This window comes from Schinkia azotoformans LMG 9581, from assembly GCF_000307855.1.
Classification (GTDB): domain Bacteria; phylum Bacillota; class Bacilli; order Bacillales; family Bacillaceae_J; genus Schinkia; species Schinkia azotoformans.
Window position 1 is genome coordinate 64,362 of record NZ_AJLR01000045.1, and the last position, 16,317, is coordinate 80,678.

At 41.1% G+C, this 16,317-nt stretch carries 16 protein-coding genes; all 16 read left to right on the forward strand.

The features are described from left to right. The first annotated feature begins 20 nt into the window (after positions 1-20). The 16 genes from uvrA (at position 21) to hisH (ending at position 16,280) form a co-directional block, all read left to right on the forward strand. On the forward strand, positions 21-2,891 hold the full coding sequence (uvrA, locus tag BAZO_RS07385; RefSeq protein WP_003330753.1) for an excinuclease ABC subunit UvrA: 2,871 nt from the start codon (positions 21-23) through the stop codon (positions 2,889-2,891). Between the two features lie 227 nt (positions 2,892-3,118). Next, on the forward strand, positions 3,119-4,699 hold the full coding sequence (locus BAZO_RS07390; RefSeq protein ID WP_003330754.1) for a sensor domain-containing diguanylate cyclase: 1,581 nt from the start codon (positions 3,119-3,121) through the stop codon (positions 4,697-4,699). Positions 4,700-4,923: 224 nt separating this feature from the next. Continuing rightward, positions 4,924-5,232 (forward strand): magnetosome magnetite crystal formation protein family, encoded by a 309-nt coding sequence (locus BAZO_RS07395; RefSeq protein WP_003330755.1) that lies wholly within the window; start codon positions 4,924-4,926, stop codon positions 5,230-5,232. 42 nt (positions 5,233-5,274) lie between these two features. After that, complete coding sequence (locus BAZO_RS07400; RefSeq protein ID WP_003330756.1) at positions 5,275-6,414, forward strand: DUF4097 family beta strand repeat-containing protein; 1,140 nt, start codon at positions 5,275-5,277, stop codon at positions 6,412-6,414. Between the two features lie 42 nt (positions 6,415-6,456). Next, complete coding sequence (locus BAZO_RS07405; RefSeq protein WP_003330758.1) at positions 6,457-6,663, forward strand: PspC domain-containing protein; 207 nt, start codon at positions 6,457-6,459, stop codon at positions 6,661-6,663. After that, positions 6,660-7,025, forward strand: a complete 366-nt coding sequence (locus BAZO_RS07410) for a phage holin family protein (RefSeq protein WP_003330759.1) — start codon at positions 6,660-6,662, stop codon at positions 7,023-7,025. Before BAZO_RS07405 ends, BAZO_RS07410 begins: the two co-directional genes overlap by 4 nt. 295 nt (positions 7,026-7,320) lie before the next feature. Further along, positions 7,321-8,256, forward strand: coding sequence for an HPr(Ser) kinase/phosphatase (gene hprK, locus BAZO_RS07415; protein ID WP_003330760.1), 936 nt, complete (start codon positions 7,321-7,323; stop codon positions 8,254-8,256). A 136-nt stretch (positions 8,257-8,392) separates the two neighbouring features. Continuing rightward, positions 8,393-9,229 (forward strand): prolipoprotein diacylglyceryl transferase, encoded by an 837-nt coding sequence (lgt, locus tag BAZO_RS07420; protein WP_003330761.1) that lies wholly within the window; start codon positions 8,393-8,395, stop codon positions 9,227-9,229. A 21-nt stretch (positions 9,230-9,250) separates the two neighbouring features. After that, positions 9,251-10,195 (forward strand): nucleoside recognition domain-containing protein, encoded by a 945-nt coding sequence (locus BAZO_RS07425; protein WP_003330762.1) that lies wholly within the window; start codon positions 9,251-9,253, stop codon positions 10,193-10,195. Beyond that, a complete protein-coding gene (gene ppaX, locus BAZO_RS07430; protein ID WP_003330763.1) occupies positions 10,185-10,832 on the forward strand; it encodes a pyrophosphatase PpaX in 648 nt (215 codons plus the stop codon). Before BAZO_RS07425 ends, ppaX begins: the two co-directional genes overlap by 11 nt. Next, positions 10,829-11,350 carry an acyltransferase gene (locus tag BAZO_RS07435; protein ID WP_003330764.1) on the forward strand — a complete coding sequence of 174 codons (522 nt, stop codon included), beginning with the start codon at positions 10,829-10,831 and terminating at the stop codon, positions 11,348-11,350. Before ppaX ends, BAZO_RS07435 begins: the two co-directional genes overlap by 4 nt. A gap of 472 nt (positions 11,351-11,822) precedes the next feature. After that, positions 11,823-13,007, forward strand: a complete 1,185-nt coding sequence (locus tag BAZO_RS07440; protein ID WP_003330765.1) for an ATP phosphoribosyltransferase regulatory subunit — start codon at positions 11,823-11,825, stop codon at positions 13,005-13,007. Next, entirely contained in the window at positions 13,004-13,648 is a 645-nt protein-coding gene (gene hisG, locus BAZO_RS07445) for an ATP phosphoribosyltransferase (RefSeq protein ID WP_039957157.1), read from the forward strand. Before BAZO_RS07440 ends, hisG begins: the two co-directional genes overlap by 4 nt. A 1-nt stretch (position 13,649) precedes the next feature. After that, complete coding sequence (gene hisD / locus BAZO_RS07450) at positions 13,650-14,918, forward strand: histidinol dehydrogenase (RefSeq protein ID WP_003330767.1); 1,269 nt, start codon at positions 13,650-13,652, stop codon at positions 14,916-14,918. A gap of 34 nt (positions 14,919-14,952) precedes the next feature. Next, positions 14,953-15,540 (forward strand): imidazoleglycerol-phosphate dehydratase HisB, encoded by a 588-nt coding sequence (gene hisB, locus BAZO_RS07455; RefSeq protein WP_003330768.1) that lies wholly within the window; start codon positions 14,953-14,955, stop codon positions 15,538-15,540. A gap of 110 nt (positions 15,541-15,650) precedes the next feature. Then, positions 15,651-16,280, forward strand: a complete 630-nt coding sequence (gene hisH, locus BAZO_RS07460; protein WP_003330770.1) for an imidazole glycerol phosphate synthase subunit HisH — start codon at positions 15,651-15,653, stop codon at positions 16,278-16,280. Positions 16,281-16,317 lie beyond the last annotated feature (37 nt).

Genomic DNA, 16,317 nt, shown 5'->3' on the forward strand with positions numbered 1-16,317 from the left:
AAAGAAAGGAGCCCTACCCCATGGCAGTTGAAAATATAGTAATAAAAGGTGCCCGTACACATAATTTGAAAAATATTGATATCACCATTCCGCGTGATAAACTTGTTGTCCTAACAGGGTTGTCGGGCTCGGGGAAATCGTCGTTGGCCTTTGATACGATTTATGCGGAAGGCCAGCGCCGTTATGTTGAATCCTTATCTGCCTATGCCCGCCAATTTTTAGGGCAGATGGATAAGCCGGATGTGGATACCATTGAAGGATTATCACCGGCGATTTCGATCGATCAAAAAACAACGAGTAATAACCCGCGTTCAACCGTCGGAACGGTTACGGAAATCTATGATTATATACGTTTAATGTATGCCCGGGTTGGCCATCCGGTTTGTCCAAACCATGGCATCGAAATTCAATCACAAACGATTCAGCAAATGGTTGACCGTGTTCTTGAGTTTCCTGAACGGACGAAGCTACAAATCCTGGCACCGCTTGTCAGAGGGAAAAAAGGCGAGCATGTAAAGATATTTGAAAATATCAAAAAACAAGGCTATGTACGTGTCCGTGTAGACGGAGAAATGATGGAAGTCAGCGATGAAATCAAGCTTGAAAAAAATAAAAAGCATTCGATTGAAGTGGTTATCGACCGTGTTGTTGTGAAGGAAGGCATCACTTCACGTTTAGCTGATTCGATCGAAGCAGCGTTAAAGCTTGGGGATGGCTACGTTATCGTCGATGTGATTGACCAGGAAGAACTCCAATTCAGCGAGCATTATGCCTGTCCTGAATGCGGCTTTTCGATTGGCGAGCTTGAGCCAAGAATGTTTTCATTTAACAACCCATTTGGGGCCTGCCCAAGCTGTGACGGTTTAGGAATGAAGCTTGAGGTTGACCTCGATGCAGTCATTCCGCACTGGGATAAGACTTTGCTTGGGCATGCGCTCGCACCTTGGGAGCCAACGAGTTCACAGTACTACCCGCAGATGCTGAAAAGCGTTTGTGAGCATTACGGCATTGACATGGAAATTCCAGTGAAAGATATTCCGAAACATCTTTTTGATAAAATTCTCTATGGCAGCGATGGAGAAAAAATCCTATTCCGCTATGAAACGGATTTTGGTCAAACGATGGAAAAACAAATTGAATTTGAAGGCGTCGTTCGCAATGTGGAGCGCCGTTACCACGAAACCTCATCGGAATGGACCCGTGAGCAAATGGAGCAATACATGGCGCATAAGCCTTGTCCGACTTGTAAAGGGCATCGTCTGAAAAAAGAATCTCTTGCTGTATTAATTGATGGAAAAAACATTGGTGAAATTACAAATTATTCGGTTGAGGAAGCCCACCAATTTTTCGCAACGATTCAGCTTTCGGAAAAAGAAATGAATATTGCTAGACTTGTTTTAAGAGAAATCAACGAACGTCTAGGATTTTTAGTTAATGTTGGCTTGGATTATTTAACACTGTCACGCACAGCGGGAACTCTATCAGGTGGGGAAGCACAGCGTATTAGGTTGGCAACGCAGATTGGTTCAAGGTTGACAGGCGTGCTTTATATTTTGGATGAACCATCCATCGGTCTGCACCAGCGTGATAATAACAGGCTGATCCAAACGTTAAAGGATATGCGCGATATCGGCAATACACTCATCGTCGTTGAGCATGACGAGGACACGATGGCTGCTGCTGATTATTTAATTGATATCGGTCCAGGTGCCGGCGTTCACGGCGGGGAAGTGACCTCTATGGGGACGCCGGAGGAAGTTATGGCTGATCCAAACTCCCTTACAGGACAATACCTATCCGGAAAAAAATTCATCCCATTGCCAGTCGAACGCAGCAAAGGGAACGGAAATTTCCTTGAAGTTGTAAAAGCAAAAGAAAACAACTTGAAAAATGTCTCGGTAAAAATTCCGCTTGGTACATTCGCTTGTGTTACCGGTGTTTCCGGGTCAGGGAAAAGTACCCTTGTCAATGAGATTATCTATAAATCACTAGCCCACCAATTAAATAGGGCTAAGGTTAAACCGGGTGAGCATAAAGAAATGAAAGGCATCGAGGCATTAGATAAAGTCATTGATATTGACCAGTCACCAATTGGCCGCACGCCGCGCTCAAACCCGGCAACCTACACAGGAGTTTTTGATGACATTCGTGATGTCTTCGCGCAAACAAATGAAGCCAAGATTCGCGGCTATCAAAAGGGCCGATTCAGCTTCAACGTCAAAGGTGGACGTTGTGAAGCTTGCCGTGGTGATGGAATCATTAAAATTGAAATGCATTTTTTACCAGACGTGTATGTCCCATGTGAAGTTTGTAGCGGAAAACGCTATAATCGAGAAACATTAGAGGTTAAATATAAGGATAAAAATATTTCAGATGTATTAGATATGACGGTGGATGATGCTTTAGAATTTTTTACAAATCTACCAAAAATCAAAAGAAAGCTGCAGACGATCGCCGATGTTGGCCTTGGCTATGTTAAGCTCGGACAACCGGCCACAACCTTATCCGGTGGGGAAGCCCAGCGTGTGAAGCTGGCATCAGAGCTTCACCGCCGTTCAACCGGCCGTTCTCTATATATCCTAGACGAACCAACAACAGGCTTGCATGTTGATGATATTGCAAGATTGTTGAAGGTACTGCAGCGCCTTGTGGAAAATGGCGATACGGTCCTCGTCATTGAGCACAACTTAGATGTCATTAAAACAGCCGATTTCATAATTGATTTAGGTCCTGAAGGCGGGGACAAGGGGGGCACGATTGTCGCAACCGGAACCCCTGAAAAAATTTGTGAAGTCGAAGCTTCTTATACAGGAAAGTTCTTAAAACCTGTGATTGAGCGGGACCGGGCAAGAATGGAAGAGCGCCTGCAAATGCTGGAAGCAAAATCGTAACGAAAAACTAAAGTCTACCTAATAAAAACATCAGAGAGGCCACCAACCTTTCTGGTGTTTTTTAAAATTCATACAACAGGTTTTTTTAAAGAAGTTACAAGTTTTTCCTATTTTCGAAATATTTATAAAAATACAGTTGGATAAGGTGTATAATTTTGGTATGATGATATTCGTTATTTTAAAAAATATCAATATCAGATTTAAATAGATTGGAAGTAGAAAAAAGTATGGGTTTTGGAAACAAAATAAAGCTTCGCTATGCCATTGGCATTCTAGTGCTTATGTCGGTAATCCTGACTGCCATTGTTGCTTGGTACTCGTCGATGAGTGCGTTAAAAAGATCTTTGACAGAAAATTATTTAGAAAGCAATTCCAATTACGCCCGCAAGCTTTCATTAAGTACAGGTGACCTAATCGGGCATATGCAGCAAAATTTAACTGCAATCGGTGAAACCTTTGGTAAGTCGACCTATAATCAAGCTGATTTGGACGCGTGGCGGGCAGCAAATAATAAATATTTCAATTCCTTATTCATTACCGATTCAAATGGAGTGATTCAATTAATAAGCCCTGCTGTTATTCAATTTAATAAGGGCTACGAGGTGAAGGCCAATATTAAGGTTGAATCTGAAGCTGTTCAGCGCTCATTGGCCCTGAAAAAGCCACTGATTTCTGAACCATATAAGGCGTTATCAGGCCAACGGATCTTGCTCATGACAGCGCCCATCTTTGACGAAGCGGGTCAATATAAAGGGCTGATTGCCGGCACGATTTATCTAGAAAGTGATAATGTTATTAAAAATACGATGAACGATCATCAATACGCAAACGGTTCATACGTATATGTCGTTGATCAGAAAGGGCGAATTATTTTTCATCCGGATGCTAAGCGAATCAATGACAATGTTATGGAAAATCCAATTGTCGAGAAAGTGATCAGCGGTAAAAGTGGGCAGGAAAAAGTAATGAACACGGAAGGGAATCAATTTTTTGCCGGGTACGCTTATGAAAAAAAGACCGGTTGGGGAATCATTTCGCAGACTCCGATTTCAGTCATTGAGGAGCCGCTTGAAAGCTTATCTAAAAGCATGATTATCCAAAGCCTGCCGCTGCTATTAGTCATTCTTATTTTAGCTTGGGTGCTTGGAAGTATGATCACTAGACCAATAAATAAACTCGCGAAGTTTTCCGAAAATGCCCTGCGTGAAAATAGCTTCGTTCCTTTTAAAAGTTTAAAAATAAATACTAGTATTTTTGAGGTTCACTATCTGTACCATCATATTAACAATTATTTCAATCTTTTAAATAAACAAATTCAAATTGATGGACTGACAGGCTTATATAATCGAAAAACATTTGATTCCGTTATGAAAGAATTTATTGCAAAAAAAGTGCCATTTTCACTTATCCTTCTTGATATCGACCACTTCAAAAAGGTCAACGACACCTATGGGCATCTTGTCGGGGACGAAGTATTAAAATACTTGGCAAAAATGATTGAAAGTATTGCCACTCCATGTAAAATTTGCTTCTTTCGCTATGGAGGCGAGGAATTTGTAATTTTAACTAAAAGTGAAAATGCGAATATTGCCTTTGATGTGGCTGAGAAGTTAAGGATTGATGTGGCAAGAACGCCAAGCCCAACGGGAAAACCGATCACCATTTCTTTAGGGGTAACGTCGGTATCGTTTGAAGACCAAGCACCTGAAGAAATAATTAGTAGGGCCGACGAAGCTCTTTACGAGTCAAAAACAACAGGAAGAAATAAAACCACCGTTTTCAATAGCAAATATAAAAATATAGTTTAACCATTAACCAATACTGTTAATGAATTCGCAGCATGGCTTACTTACACAAAGTTTGGCCATGCTATTTTATTGCTATTATATTGATAGCTAATGATGTCTACTCTTCTCCAAGAATCCACCCTTCTCCGTCTTAAGACTGATTTTGTAATAATTTAAGGATTTGGCGAAACTAAATAGTTTTAAATTCGTATATTTTATAGAATCGAAAAGGAGATGAAATTCCAATGGAAACAAATCGATTGGTGTCCTCACTTTGTTATTTCAGTATTTTCTTTGCGGGTTTTATTTTTCCAATTGCCGTTTACTTTATTGTAGACTGCCCAGAAGTTAAAATGCACGCCAAAAAGGCTTTAATATCACATTTGATCCCATTTATTACGATTCCGCTCGTGTTTTTCCCACTTATTTTCACAGGGGGAGAACCAACATTATTGGCGGTTGGCGGCATCATGACATTTTTAATTATCGGAGTGATTAATCTAGGGATTTTAATTTGGAATGTTGTGAAAGGTATTAAAGTGTTAGTTAATTAAACGTTTATTTAACTTTATCAAACTTAAATGGAGGAATGTACGATGAATGAAGAACGCAAACAAATTTTACAAATGGTAGAGTCAGGAAAAATAACAGTAGAGGAAGCTCTTAAATTAATGGAAGCAATGGAAAAAACGAAGCAGGATCCGGAACCGAATAATGGAAGTGGCGCAAACCAAACAAAACAGGAACCAGAAACAAGTTTTGAGCCATCCACTTTCGTAAACTATGATTCAAATTATTCAAGCGCAAGCGGGGAACAAAAAGGTTATAAACGCCATTCGTTTATAGACAAATTTACTGATTTTATCGATAGTGCTTTGCAAAAGATTAAAGATGTTGATCTCGATTTCAACTTTGGAACACCCGTGGAAGTGAATCATATTTTTCAACATAAAGATGTGTATTTATCGAATATCAATTTAGATATTTCAAATGGAAATATTAAAATTATTCCTTGGGAGGAGCGGGACGTTCGGATCGAGTGCAATGCGAAGGTTTATAAATCTGATTCGTTTGATGACGCCAAAACCTATTTCTTAAAAAGCGTCCGCTTCTCCATTGATGGCGAAAGCATGAAATTTTCAGTTGAACCGAAACAAATTAAAATGAGTACGGTGCTTTACATTCCAAAAGCTGTGTACAATGAAATGCAAATTCGAATGTTTAATGGACATGTTACCGGGGAAGGGCTTCAAGCGAACAAGCTAAAAGTAAATACCGCAAATGGAAATATTGATTTTTCTCGTTTACAAGGACAAGATTTTGAATTTGAAACAGCAAACGGGCATATAAAAATAGTAGACAGCTTTTCACAAGAAATCGAGGCGGAAACAATCAACGGCACGATCAATGTTCACGGTGCTTTTGAAAAAGTCGATTTACAAAGCTTCAGCAGCAATATTATTTGTAAACTGCAAGATTCAAAGAGCAAGATTGTTTATTTGAACACTAAAACGGGAAGTATCGATTTATTTTTACCAACAGATCTTGAGGTAAAAGGAAAAATTAAATCCAATATCGGCGGCTTCAAATGCGAACTGACAGATTTAGAAATTTTGGATGAGAAAAAAGATGTGATTCAAAAAGAGTTGAATTTCATCGCCAACAGTGGCAAAACAGACAAACTATATATTGAAGCAAGCTCCAATGCTGGTTCGATTTTAGTGAAAAATTTATAAGCACTGAATTCAAATTTTGAAAAAATGAAAGGATGCATGGTGATGAGTAAAAGGTTATATAGGTCGCGCTCGAATAAAAAGGTAGCGGGCATACTAGGAGGGTTAGGACAATATTTTGGAATCGATCCAACAATATTACGTGTGTTATTTATCCTCCTTTTAATTGGAACAGTAGTATTTCCATTTGCGCTTATTTATTTAATTTTAATTTTTGTTATTCCATACGATGATGGCGTGATTGAAGGATGAGATGGCTTGCCCAAATACTTGTTAACAGCTTAGTCCTGATCGTGGTAGCTGGGTACTTTGATTCTTTTTATATTGAAGGTGTCGGTGCCGCCGTCCTAACTAGTTTAATCATTTCGGTGTTGAATGCGATTGTGAAGCCGATATTAATTCTGTTGACTCTACCCGTTACCGTTTTAACATTTGGGCTCTTCCTCTTTGTCATCAATGCGATTACTTTGATGATGGCCGACAGTATCATGGGCTCGGCTTTTGAGATTGATGGATTTGGTGCGGCAGTTATGGCAGCTATTTTTATCTCAATTTTGAATCTGCTTATTCAAAAGGTCGTCATTGAGCCGCTTAGTAGGAAGGATGACCGATAACGGAATCGATCTGGAATAGCGTCAGGAAAATGCGGATTTATAAGCCTATTTTCCTCACGATCCCCCTATCTGAAGTAAAGTGAAACGTTGCTACCGTCCAGGGTAGCGGCGTCTTTTTTTATAAAATACGAATTTCCGGGTAAGTTCCCTGAATTTCCGGGTAAAGCATCCCACCATCGCAAAAAACGAACTTCTTCCGCAAAATTCCCGCCCCACACAACAATAAATTTCGTGTTTACCTAAAAAAATGCTAAAATAAAAAAATAGTATGAACGGATTGTGGAGGAAGCTTTATATGGTAAAAGTGCGCACGAAAGATGTTATTGATAAATTTAAATTTGAGCTGATTTGTGGGGAAGATGGGATTAACCGTCCGATTACGACTAGTGATTTGTACCGACCTGGAATTGAACTGGCAGGCTTTTTTGATTTTTACCCCGCTGAGCGTCTCCAATTGCTAGGAAGAACCGAGCTGTCCTTTTTTTATGATTTAGATCCAGAAGTACGTCGAGAACGAATGGAGCAAATATGTACTGATATGACGCCAGGGATCATTATTTCGCGAGGTCAGGAGCCTCCGCTTGAGCTTATTGAGGCGGCGACGGAAAATGATGTGCCCGTGATTCGTTCCCATTATAAAACAACGCGTTTATCAAGCCACCTCACCAATTACCTTGAAAGTCTATTGGCGCCGACTACCGCCATTCATGGTGTATTAGTCGATGTTTATGGGGTAGGTGTGTTGATAACAGGAAAAAGTGGTGTCGGTAAAAGTGAAACGGCGTTGGAGCTCGTAAAGCGCGGCCATCGTTTGATTGCCGACTACTGTGTTGAAATTCGTCAAGAGGATCAAGATACGTTAATTGGAAGTTCACCAGAATTGATTAAACATTTACTGGAAATCCGTGGTCTTGGCATTATTAATGTAATGACCTTATTCGGGGCAGGAGCCGTTCGTAATTATAAAAAAATTAGCTTAGTCATTAATCTCGAATTATGGGACCCAACAAAGGTTTATGACAGACTTGGTCTAGATGAAGAAAAAATAAAAATAATTGATGCCCATATTCAAAAGCTCACTGTACCGGTACGCCCTGGACGGAACTTAGCTGTTATCATAGAGGTGGCGGCGATGAATTTCCGGTTGAAGCGAATGGGCGTTAATGCGGCTGAGCAATTTTCCAACCGTTTAACCGATGTAATTGAAGAAGGGGAACATGATGATATTTAACTTTATTCAGTAGAACTGAATAAAGTTAATGCCTCCGGCGGATGCCACAGATTTTCAGTGGTAGTTTTTCGAGCAAGCTCGAAAAAAATCTGGGCGCAAATACGCCAAGGCGCATTTGATTAAAGGGAGTGAAACAATGGAATCTGAAATCCAGCATCTTGATCGTGTGTTTTTAGCAATAGGACCATTAACGATATACTGGTACGGCGTGATCATTGCTGTTGGTGCAATGATTGGGTTATGGATCGCCCAACGAGAAAGCATCCGAAGAGGGTTACCGAAAGAAACATTTATGGATATTGTATTATATGCCATTCCAATTGCGATATTATCAGCGCGGGCTTACTATGTTATTTTTCAATGGGGTTATTATTCACAGCATCCAGGAGAAATTATAAAAATATGGGAAGGCGGTCTGGCCATTCATGGTGGTTTGATTGGTGCCTTCATTACAGGCTATGTTTTTGCTAAAAAGCGTGGATTATCATTTTGGCAGCTTGCGGATATTGCGGCGCCAAGTATTATCCTTGCTCAAGCGATCGGTCGTTGGGGAAATTTTATGAACCAAGAAGCCCATGGTGGGGAAGTGACGCGTTCGTTTTTAGAAGGGTTGCATCTGCCGAAATTTATTATCGATCAAATGTATATTGAAGGGGTCTACTATCATCCGACGTTTCTATATGAGTCGCTTTGGAGTTTACTTGGATTTGTCGTTTTAATATCACTAAGAAAAGTGAATTTAAAGCGTGGAGAAATCTTTTTAAGTTATCTGATTTGGTATTCCATCGGTCGTTTCTTTGTCGAAGGTTTGCGAACAGACAGTTTAATGTTAACAGAAAGCCTTCGAATGGCGCAGTTTATTTCCATCGTTTTGATCGTTATTGCGGTAGTGGCTTGGTGGTATCGCCGTTCCAAAGGCTATGCGAAGGTACGCTATTTAGACCAGGAAAACCGTCAGGGAAAAACATATTAAGCATTTTAGGGGAGAGCATCATTGAACACGATAAAAAAGGGTTTGGCGGTTGGCTTAAAGACAACCTGGATTTTAGGTAAAATCATTTTTCCAATTACATTACTCGTTACGTTGCTGCAATATACGCCTGTTTTACCTTGGATTGTCAACTTGATTGAACCTTTTATGGGTGTGCTAGGATTATCAGGGGATGCAGCCATCCCATTAGTTTTGGGGAATGTTCTTAACTTATATGCGGCCATCGGCGCGATTTTAACGATGGAGTTAACAGTTAAAGAAGTGTTTATTTTAGCGATTATGACATCGTTCGCCCACAACTTGATCATTGAATCAACGGTTGCTGCCAAGGTTGGTGTAAAGCTTTGGATTGTGGTAGCCGTAAGGATTTTTCTTGCCGTAGCATCAGGGATTATTATTAATCTTGTTTGGCATGGCGGCAATGAGATCGCTCAATACGGTTTCGTTTCCAATACAGCAAACGAGCAAGTCAGCGGCTTCGGACCCATTTTATTACAAGGGCTTGAAAAAGCATCGCTTGGCATTTTGCAATTAGCTATGATCGTTATCCCATTGATGATTATGATTCAATTTTTAAAGGATTTTAAATGGATCGACCGTTTTTCAAATTGGATGGCGCCATTTTTAAAACTATTAGGAATGAAAGAAAATACATCTACAACATTAGCTGCTGGCATTGTATTCGGACTTGCTTATGGTGCAGGAGTGATGATTCAGGCAGCAAAAGAGGACGGCGTTTCCAAAAAGGATTTGTATTTGGCCTTACTCTTTTTAGTATCATGCCATGCCGTTATTGAGGACACATTACTTTTTGCACCACTTGGAATTCCGATTTGGCCGCTATTGCTCATCCGTTTAACAGTAGCTATCTTACTAACGATGATTGTTTCCATTGTTTGGAGACGGGTCGAGGTAACTAGTAGAAAGGAAGCAACTTATGAAAATTGATACACTATTATTTGATTTAGATGGAACATTGATCAATACAAATGAATTAATTATTTCTTCTTTCATGCATACACTTGAGCATTATTTTCCCGGTCAATATCAAAAAGAGGACGTTCTCCAGTTTATGGGGCCGCCGCTTATGGATAGCTTTAACAAGCTTGATTCAGCAAAGGCGGAGGAAATGGCACAGTTTTATCGGGATTATAATCACAAGAGGCACGATGAACTAGTGACGGAGTTTGATGGTGTTTATGATACGATTAAAACCCTTCATGAAAAAGGCTATAAGCTTGCGATTGTGACAACGAAAAAGCGATATACAGTTGAGATGGGTTTGAAGCTTACAAAGCTTGATCAGTTTTTTGATGTCGTTATCACGTTAGATGATGTCACCCATGCCAAACCAGATCCAGAGCCGCTTTTAAAAGCGTTGGAGCAGCTTGGTTCAAAGCCGGAAAATGCAATTATGGTCGGCGATAATAATCATGATATTGAAGGCGGAAAAAACACTGGGACACTCACAGCCGGTGTGGCATGGGCGATAAAGGGCCGTGAATATATAGAAAGTTTTCATCCTGATTATGTGCTTGAAAACATGTCTGATTTACTCGATATCCTCGGAGGCTTCGAAAGGTGAGCAGAAGGACAACGCGTTTCAGTGTGACAGAGGCAAATTCCTTATGGCATGTGTACAAAACCGTTCCTTTTTGGAAGGTTGTCAAAAATTTCGTTGTCATTCAGCTCGCCCGGTACACGCCGTTTCTGCCGTTGAAAAATTGGCTTTACCGGACTTTTTTACATATGGAGGTCGGACAAAGTACATCGTTTGCCTTAATGGTTATGCTGGATGTTATGTTTCCTGAAAAAATTAAAGTCGGGAACAACACAGTCATTGGCTACAATACAACGATTCTTGCTCATGAATACTTAATTAAAGAGTATCGACTAGGGGAAGTACAGATCGGCAGTGGGGTCATGATTGGGGCCAACTCAACGATTTTGCCAGGTGTGATCATTGGTGATGATGCGATCGTGTCCGCCGGTACGCTCGTTCATAAAGATGTGCCAGCTGGTGCCTTCGTTGGCGGCAATCCGATGCGGGTGATTTATACGAAAGAGGAAATGGAAGCACGGGAGATGGAAGCAAATAATTAGTTTAAATAGATTGTATGATTTACGGCTCGGGGTCATGGCTTGGTAGACTCCGAGCCAATTTTTTTATTAGAATCTACCTAAAGAGGCTTTGTCTGATTTTAATTGCTGAAATATTTCGAAAGCAGTAGAAATTTTTATTGGATTTTCTGGTAAAATTAGTGGTAGATGCTTTGCTTTAACCTTATTCATCAGAAAGTCACTACTGAATAAAGTTAAGCCTCCGGCGGATGCCTCGGATTTTTAAAGGTAGTTTTTCGAGCATAAGATCAAAGACTAAGAACGCCACGACCTGTGGCAACGTCTTTGTGACCCACATCGTGTGGGCCTAAAAATCTGGGCGCAAATACGCCAAGGCGCATTTGATTCTTGACGCATTTTAATTTTAGTTGTAATATACTAGATAACTTTAATTTATTAGCACATTAGCGAACTAAAGGATTCGGTATTATTTAATAAAGGGTGAGTCAGGGAAATGTCAAAGCTATTTATGTTCGAAAAGCCGCTTGGGATGAGAGATACATTGCCTGAGCTTTATGAGACGAAAAAGCAAGCAAGAAATAAAATGTTAGAAGAAATTCAAGCTTGGGGCTACCAATCTATCCAGACCCCAACATTAGAGTATTTTGAAACAGTTGGCGCGGCTTCAGCGATTTCTAACCAACAACTTTTTAAATTGCTCGACCAACAAGGTCATACATTAGTGCTTCGTCCTGATATGACAGCACCGATTGCCAGGGTGGCTGCTTCAAGAATGAAAAGTGAAGGCTATCCGTTACGTTTAGCTTATGATGCCAATGTATACCGTGCCCAGCAGCGTGAGGGCGGACGTCCGGCTGAGTTTGAGCAAGTTGGTGTTGAGTTAATCGGTGATCAAACATCTAGCGCTGATGCAGAAGTGATTGCTTTAATGGTGGAGGTCTTGAAAAGTGCCGGCCTCGAGAATTTCTCAGTGGCGATCGGACATGTTGGTTTTGTGAATGCCTTATTTTTAGATATTCTCGGAAATGAAGAGCGAGCCAATGTTCTTCGCCGTTTTTTATATGAAAAAAATTATGTTGGCTATCGTGAGCACGTGAAAAAATTGCCGCTGTCTTCGATTGACAAACAACAGCTATTACAATTGCTGCAGTTCCGTGGGGATCACCGTGTCATTGCTGAGGCTCGTGAAATTACAGAAAATAGTGCCGCTAGAAAGGCTATTGAAGAGCTTGATCAATTGTGGAGCCAATTAGAAAGCTATGGTGTAACAGACCATATTAAAATCGATTTAAATATTGTCAGCCATATGAGCTACTACACAGGAATTTTGTTTGAAGGCTATGCGCAAAATCTAGGATTCTCTTTATGCAGTGGTGGCCGTTATGATCAATTGCTAGAAAAATTTAATCGTCCTACAGCAGCTACAGGCTTTGCGATTCGCGTTGACCGTTTAGTCCAAGCTTTAGGTGGGACACAGGATTCTACTCCGATTTCACTTATCATTTTCAGCCATGAGCGCAGACAGGAAGCAATCGAAATGGCACGCACGAAGCGGAAGAATGGGGAAAAAGTAGTTCTTCAAGATATTGCTGGAATTGAAGATGTAGATTTATTTACAAGCCGCTACCAAGATGTAGCTTATTGTATTGGAAAGCCTGGAAAGGAGAGCGGGCAATGAGTATTAGTTCAACGATGTTAACAATTGCAATGCCGAAAGGGCGTATTTTTGAAGAAGCAGCCGAACTCTTAAGACGGGCTGGTTATAAGCTTCCTCCGGAATTTGATGATTCCCGGAAACTAATCATCGATGTACCGGAGGAAAATATAAGGTTTATTTTAGCAAAGCCGATGGATGTCGTGACTTACGTTGAACATGGGGTGGCCGACCTCGGAATTGCCGGAAAAGACGTTATGCTTGAGGAAGACCGTGATGTATATGAAGTACTGGATTTAAAAATAAGTGCTTGTTATTTAGCGGTTGCCGGCTTGCCAAACGCAAAGGCCGTAAGTGTGGCACCGAAGATTGCGACTAAATATCCAGCTGTTGCTTCTCGTTACTTCCGTGAACAAGGGGAGCAGGTAGAAATTATTAAGCTGAACGGCTCCATCGAGCTTGCACCATTAATCGGACTGGCAGAACGTATTGTCGATATCGTTTCTACAGGCCGTACGTTAAAAGAAAATGGCTTGGTGGAGCTTGAACGCATTGAAGATATTACGTCCCGCCTCATTGTAAATCCAGTCTCCTACCGGATGAAGGATCAATTTATCGATGATATGGTTGAGCGCTTATCAGCATGTCTTGAAGGAGTGAACTAATATGAAGATAGAACGTGTTACAGAAGGATTATCATTAAAACGAGACCTAGACTCTGGAACAGAACAGCAGCGCAATGCCGTTCTTGAGATTCTTGAAAATGTAAAAAAGAATGGAGACCAAGCACTCCTAGACTACACTGCTAAATTCGATGGTATACGGCTTGATTCTTTAAAAGTGACGGCAGAGGAGATCGAGGAAGCCTACAAATTAGTACCGGAAGATGTTGTCGGTTATATTCGTGAAGCAGCAGAAAATATTCGCAGCTATCATAGCCGTCAAGTTCGCCAATCATGGATTACAACTGAAGCCGATGGTACAATTTTAGGGCAAAAAATAACACCGTTGGATGCAGTTGGTGTCTACGTTCCTGGTGGGACGGCAGCTTATCCATCATCCGTATTGATGAACGTTATTCCTGCACAGGTTGCTGGTGTTGGGCGGATTGCGATGGTGTCGCCTCCTGGTAAGGATGGCAAGCTGCCTGCAGGTGTGTTAGTTGCAGCAAATGAAAGTGGTGTTCGTGAGATTTATAAGGTTGGTGGTGCCCAAGCGATCGGTGCATTAGCCTACGGAACAGATACGATTAAAGCAGTTGATAAAATAACCGGACCAGGCAATATTTATGTCGCATTAGCGAAGCGTGAAGTATTCGGCGATGTTGATATCGATATGATTGCGGGCCCTAGTGAAATTGTGGTTCTGGCTGATGGTGAAGTAGGGAATCCGGATTATATCGCGGCAGATTTATTATCACAAGCTGAGCATGATAGGAGAGCATCAAGCGTTCTTGTTACGCCATCAATGGAGCTTGCCGAAAAGGTATCTGAAGAAGTAGAGAAACAGCTCGCTAGTTTACCACGAGTTGAAATCGCAAGTGCTTCCATTCGCGATTACGGTGCTATTTATGTTACCGAAACAATGGAGCAGGCGATTGAGGCAGTGAACGAACTTGCACCAGAACACTTAGAGATAATGACAGTTGACCCAATAGGTATTATCGGACAAATCCGCCATGCCGGTGCAATTTTCTTAGGTGAAAACAGCTCTGAACCAATTGGCGACTATTTTGCCGGACCAAACCATGTGCTACCAACAAACGGGACAGCGAGATTCTCCAGTCCATTAAATGTAGATGATTTTGTAAAAAAATCTTCGATCATTTCGTATAGTAAAAAGGCAGTAATGGATAACGGTCATAAAATTGCAGCGCTCGCAAGGCTCGAAGGCCTAGAAGCCCACGCCCGTGCGGTGGAGCAGAGGCTAAAATAAATATAAACAACCCAATACTTGGAGGGATACCGAGATGACACGTGAAGCAAGTGTTGAAAGAAGAACAAATGAAACTGATATTAAGCTTTCCTTTGCTGTTGATGGTGAAGGGCAATCCAATCTTGAAACGAGTGTGCCGTTTTTAACGCACATGCTTGATCTTTTTACAAAGCACGGTCAATTTAATTTGACGATTGACGCCGTTGGTGATGTTGAAATTGATGATCACCATACAACGGAGGATATCGGCATTTGCTTAGGACAAGCCCTTAGAGAAGCGTTGGGTGATAAAAAAGGAATCAAGCGCTACGGCAATGCGTTTGTTCCGATGGATGAAGCCCTAGCACAGGTTGTGGTTGACCTAAGCAACCGTCCGCATCTTGAATTCCGTGCTGAGTTACCGAGTGCACGTGTCGGCACCTTTGATACAGAGCTTGTCCATGAATTCCTTTGGAAATTCGCGCTTGAAGCCCGAATGAATTTACATGTCATCGTTCATTACGGACATAATACACACCATATAATAGAAGCTATCTTTAAAGCATTTGGACGCGCGTTGGATGAAGCAACGATGATCGATCCTCGTGTCAAAGGTGTTCCTTCAACAAAGGGAATGCTGTAAGTTTACAAAATGTTACCAATTATTTGCTGAGTGCGGGCTCTCATCAAGTGGGACACAGAACCCGCCCCCATGGCCCGCCCGAAAACGCAATAAACGAAAGGATTGTTAGAATGATTGGGATTATCGACTACGGGATGGGGAATTTATACAGCGTCTCCAAAGCGCTTGAACGAATGAACTATCAATATATTGTAACTGACGATAAAAATAAACTGCATGAATGCAAAGGCTTGATTCTACCCGGTGTTGGTGCCTTTCGTGATGCAATGACAATTTTAAATGAAACGGAATTAACTACTTTTATAAAAAATGAAGTTGCAGTGGGTAAACCGCTTTTAGGCATTTGCCTTGGAATGCAGCTCCTATTTGATGAAAGTGAAGAAAATGGACAAACAACAGGCTTACAATTTTTAAAAGGAAAAATTGTGAAGTTCCCAGGCGTAACAGCCTCAGGTGAAAAATATAAAGTGCCGCATATGGGCTGGAATAAGCTGAATTTCCACCAACCCGAATCAGCGTTGCTCCAAAATGTTGAACAAGGCCATGTTTATTTTGTTCATTCTTATTATGCTGTGCCTGAGGAGCAAGATGTGGTACTAGCTAGCAGCAGCTATGATGTTGAGGTCCCGGCGGTTGTTGGTCAAGGCAATGTGTACGGAACCCAGTTTCATCCGGAAAAGAGCAGTGAGATTGGCTTATCAATTCTCATGAATTTTGCGGGAGTTGTGGAAACAAGGTAGTTTTGATTTTAAAAAAATGCACTGACATTCGTTTTTC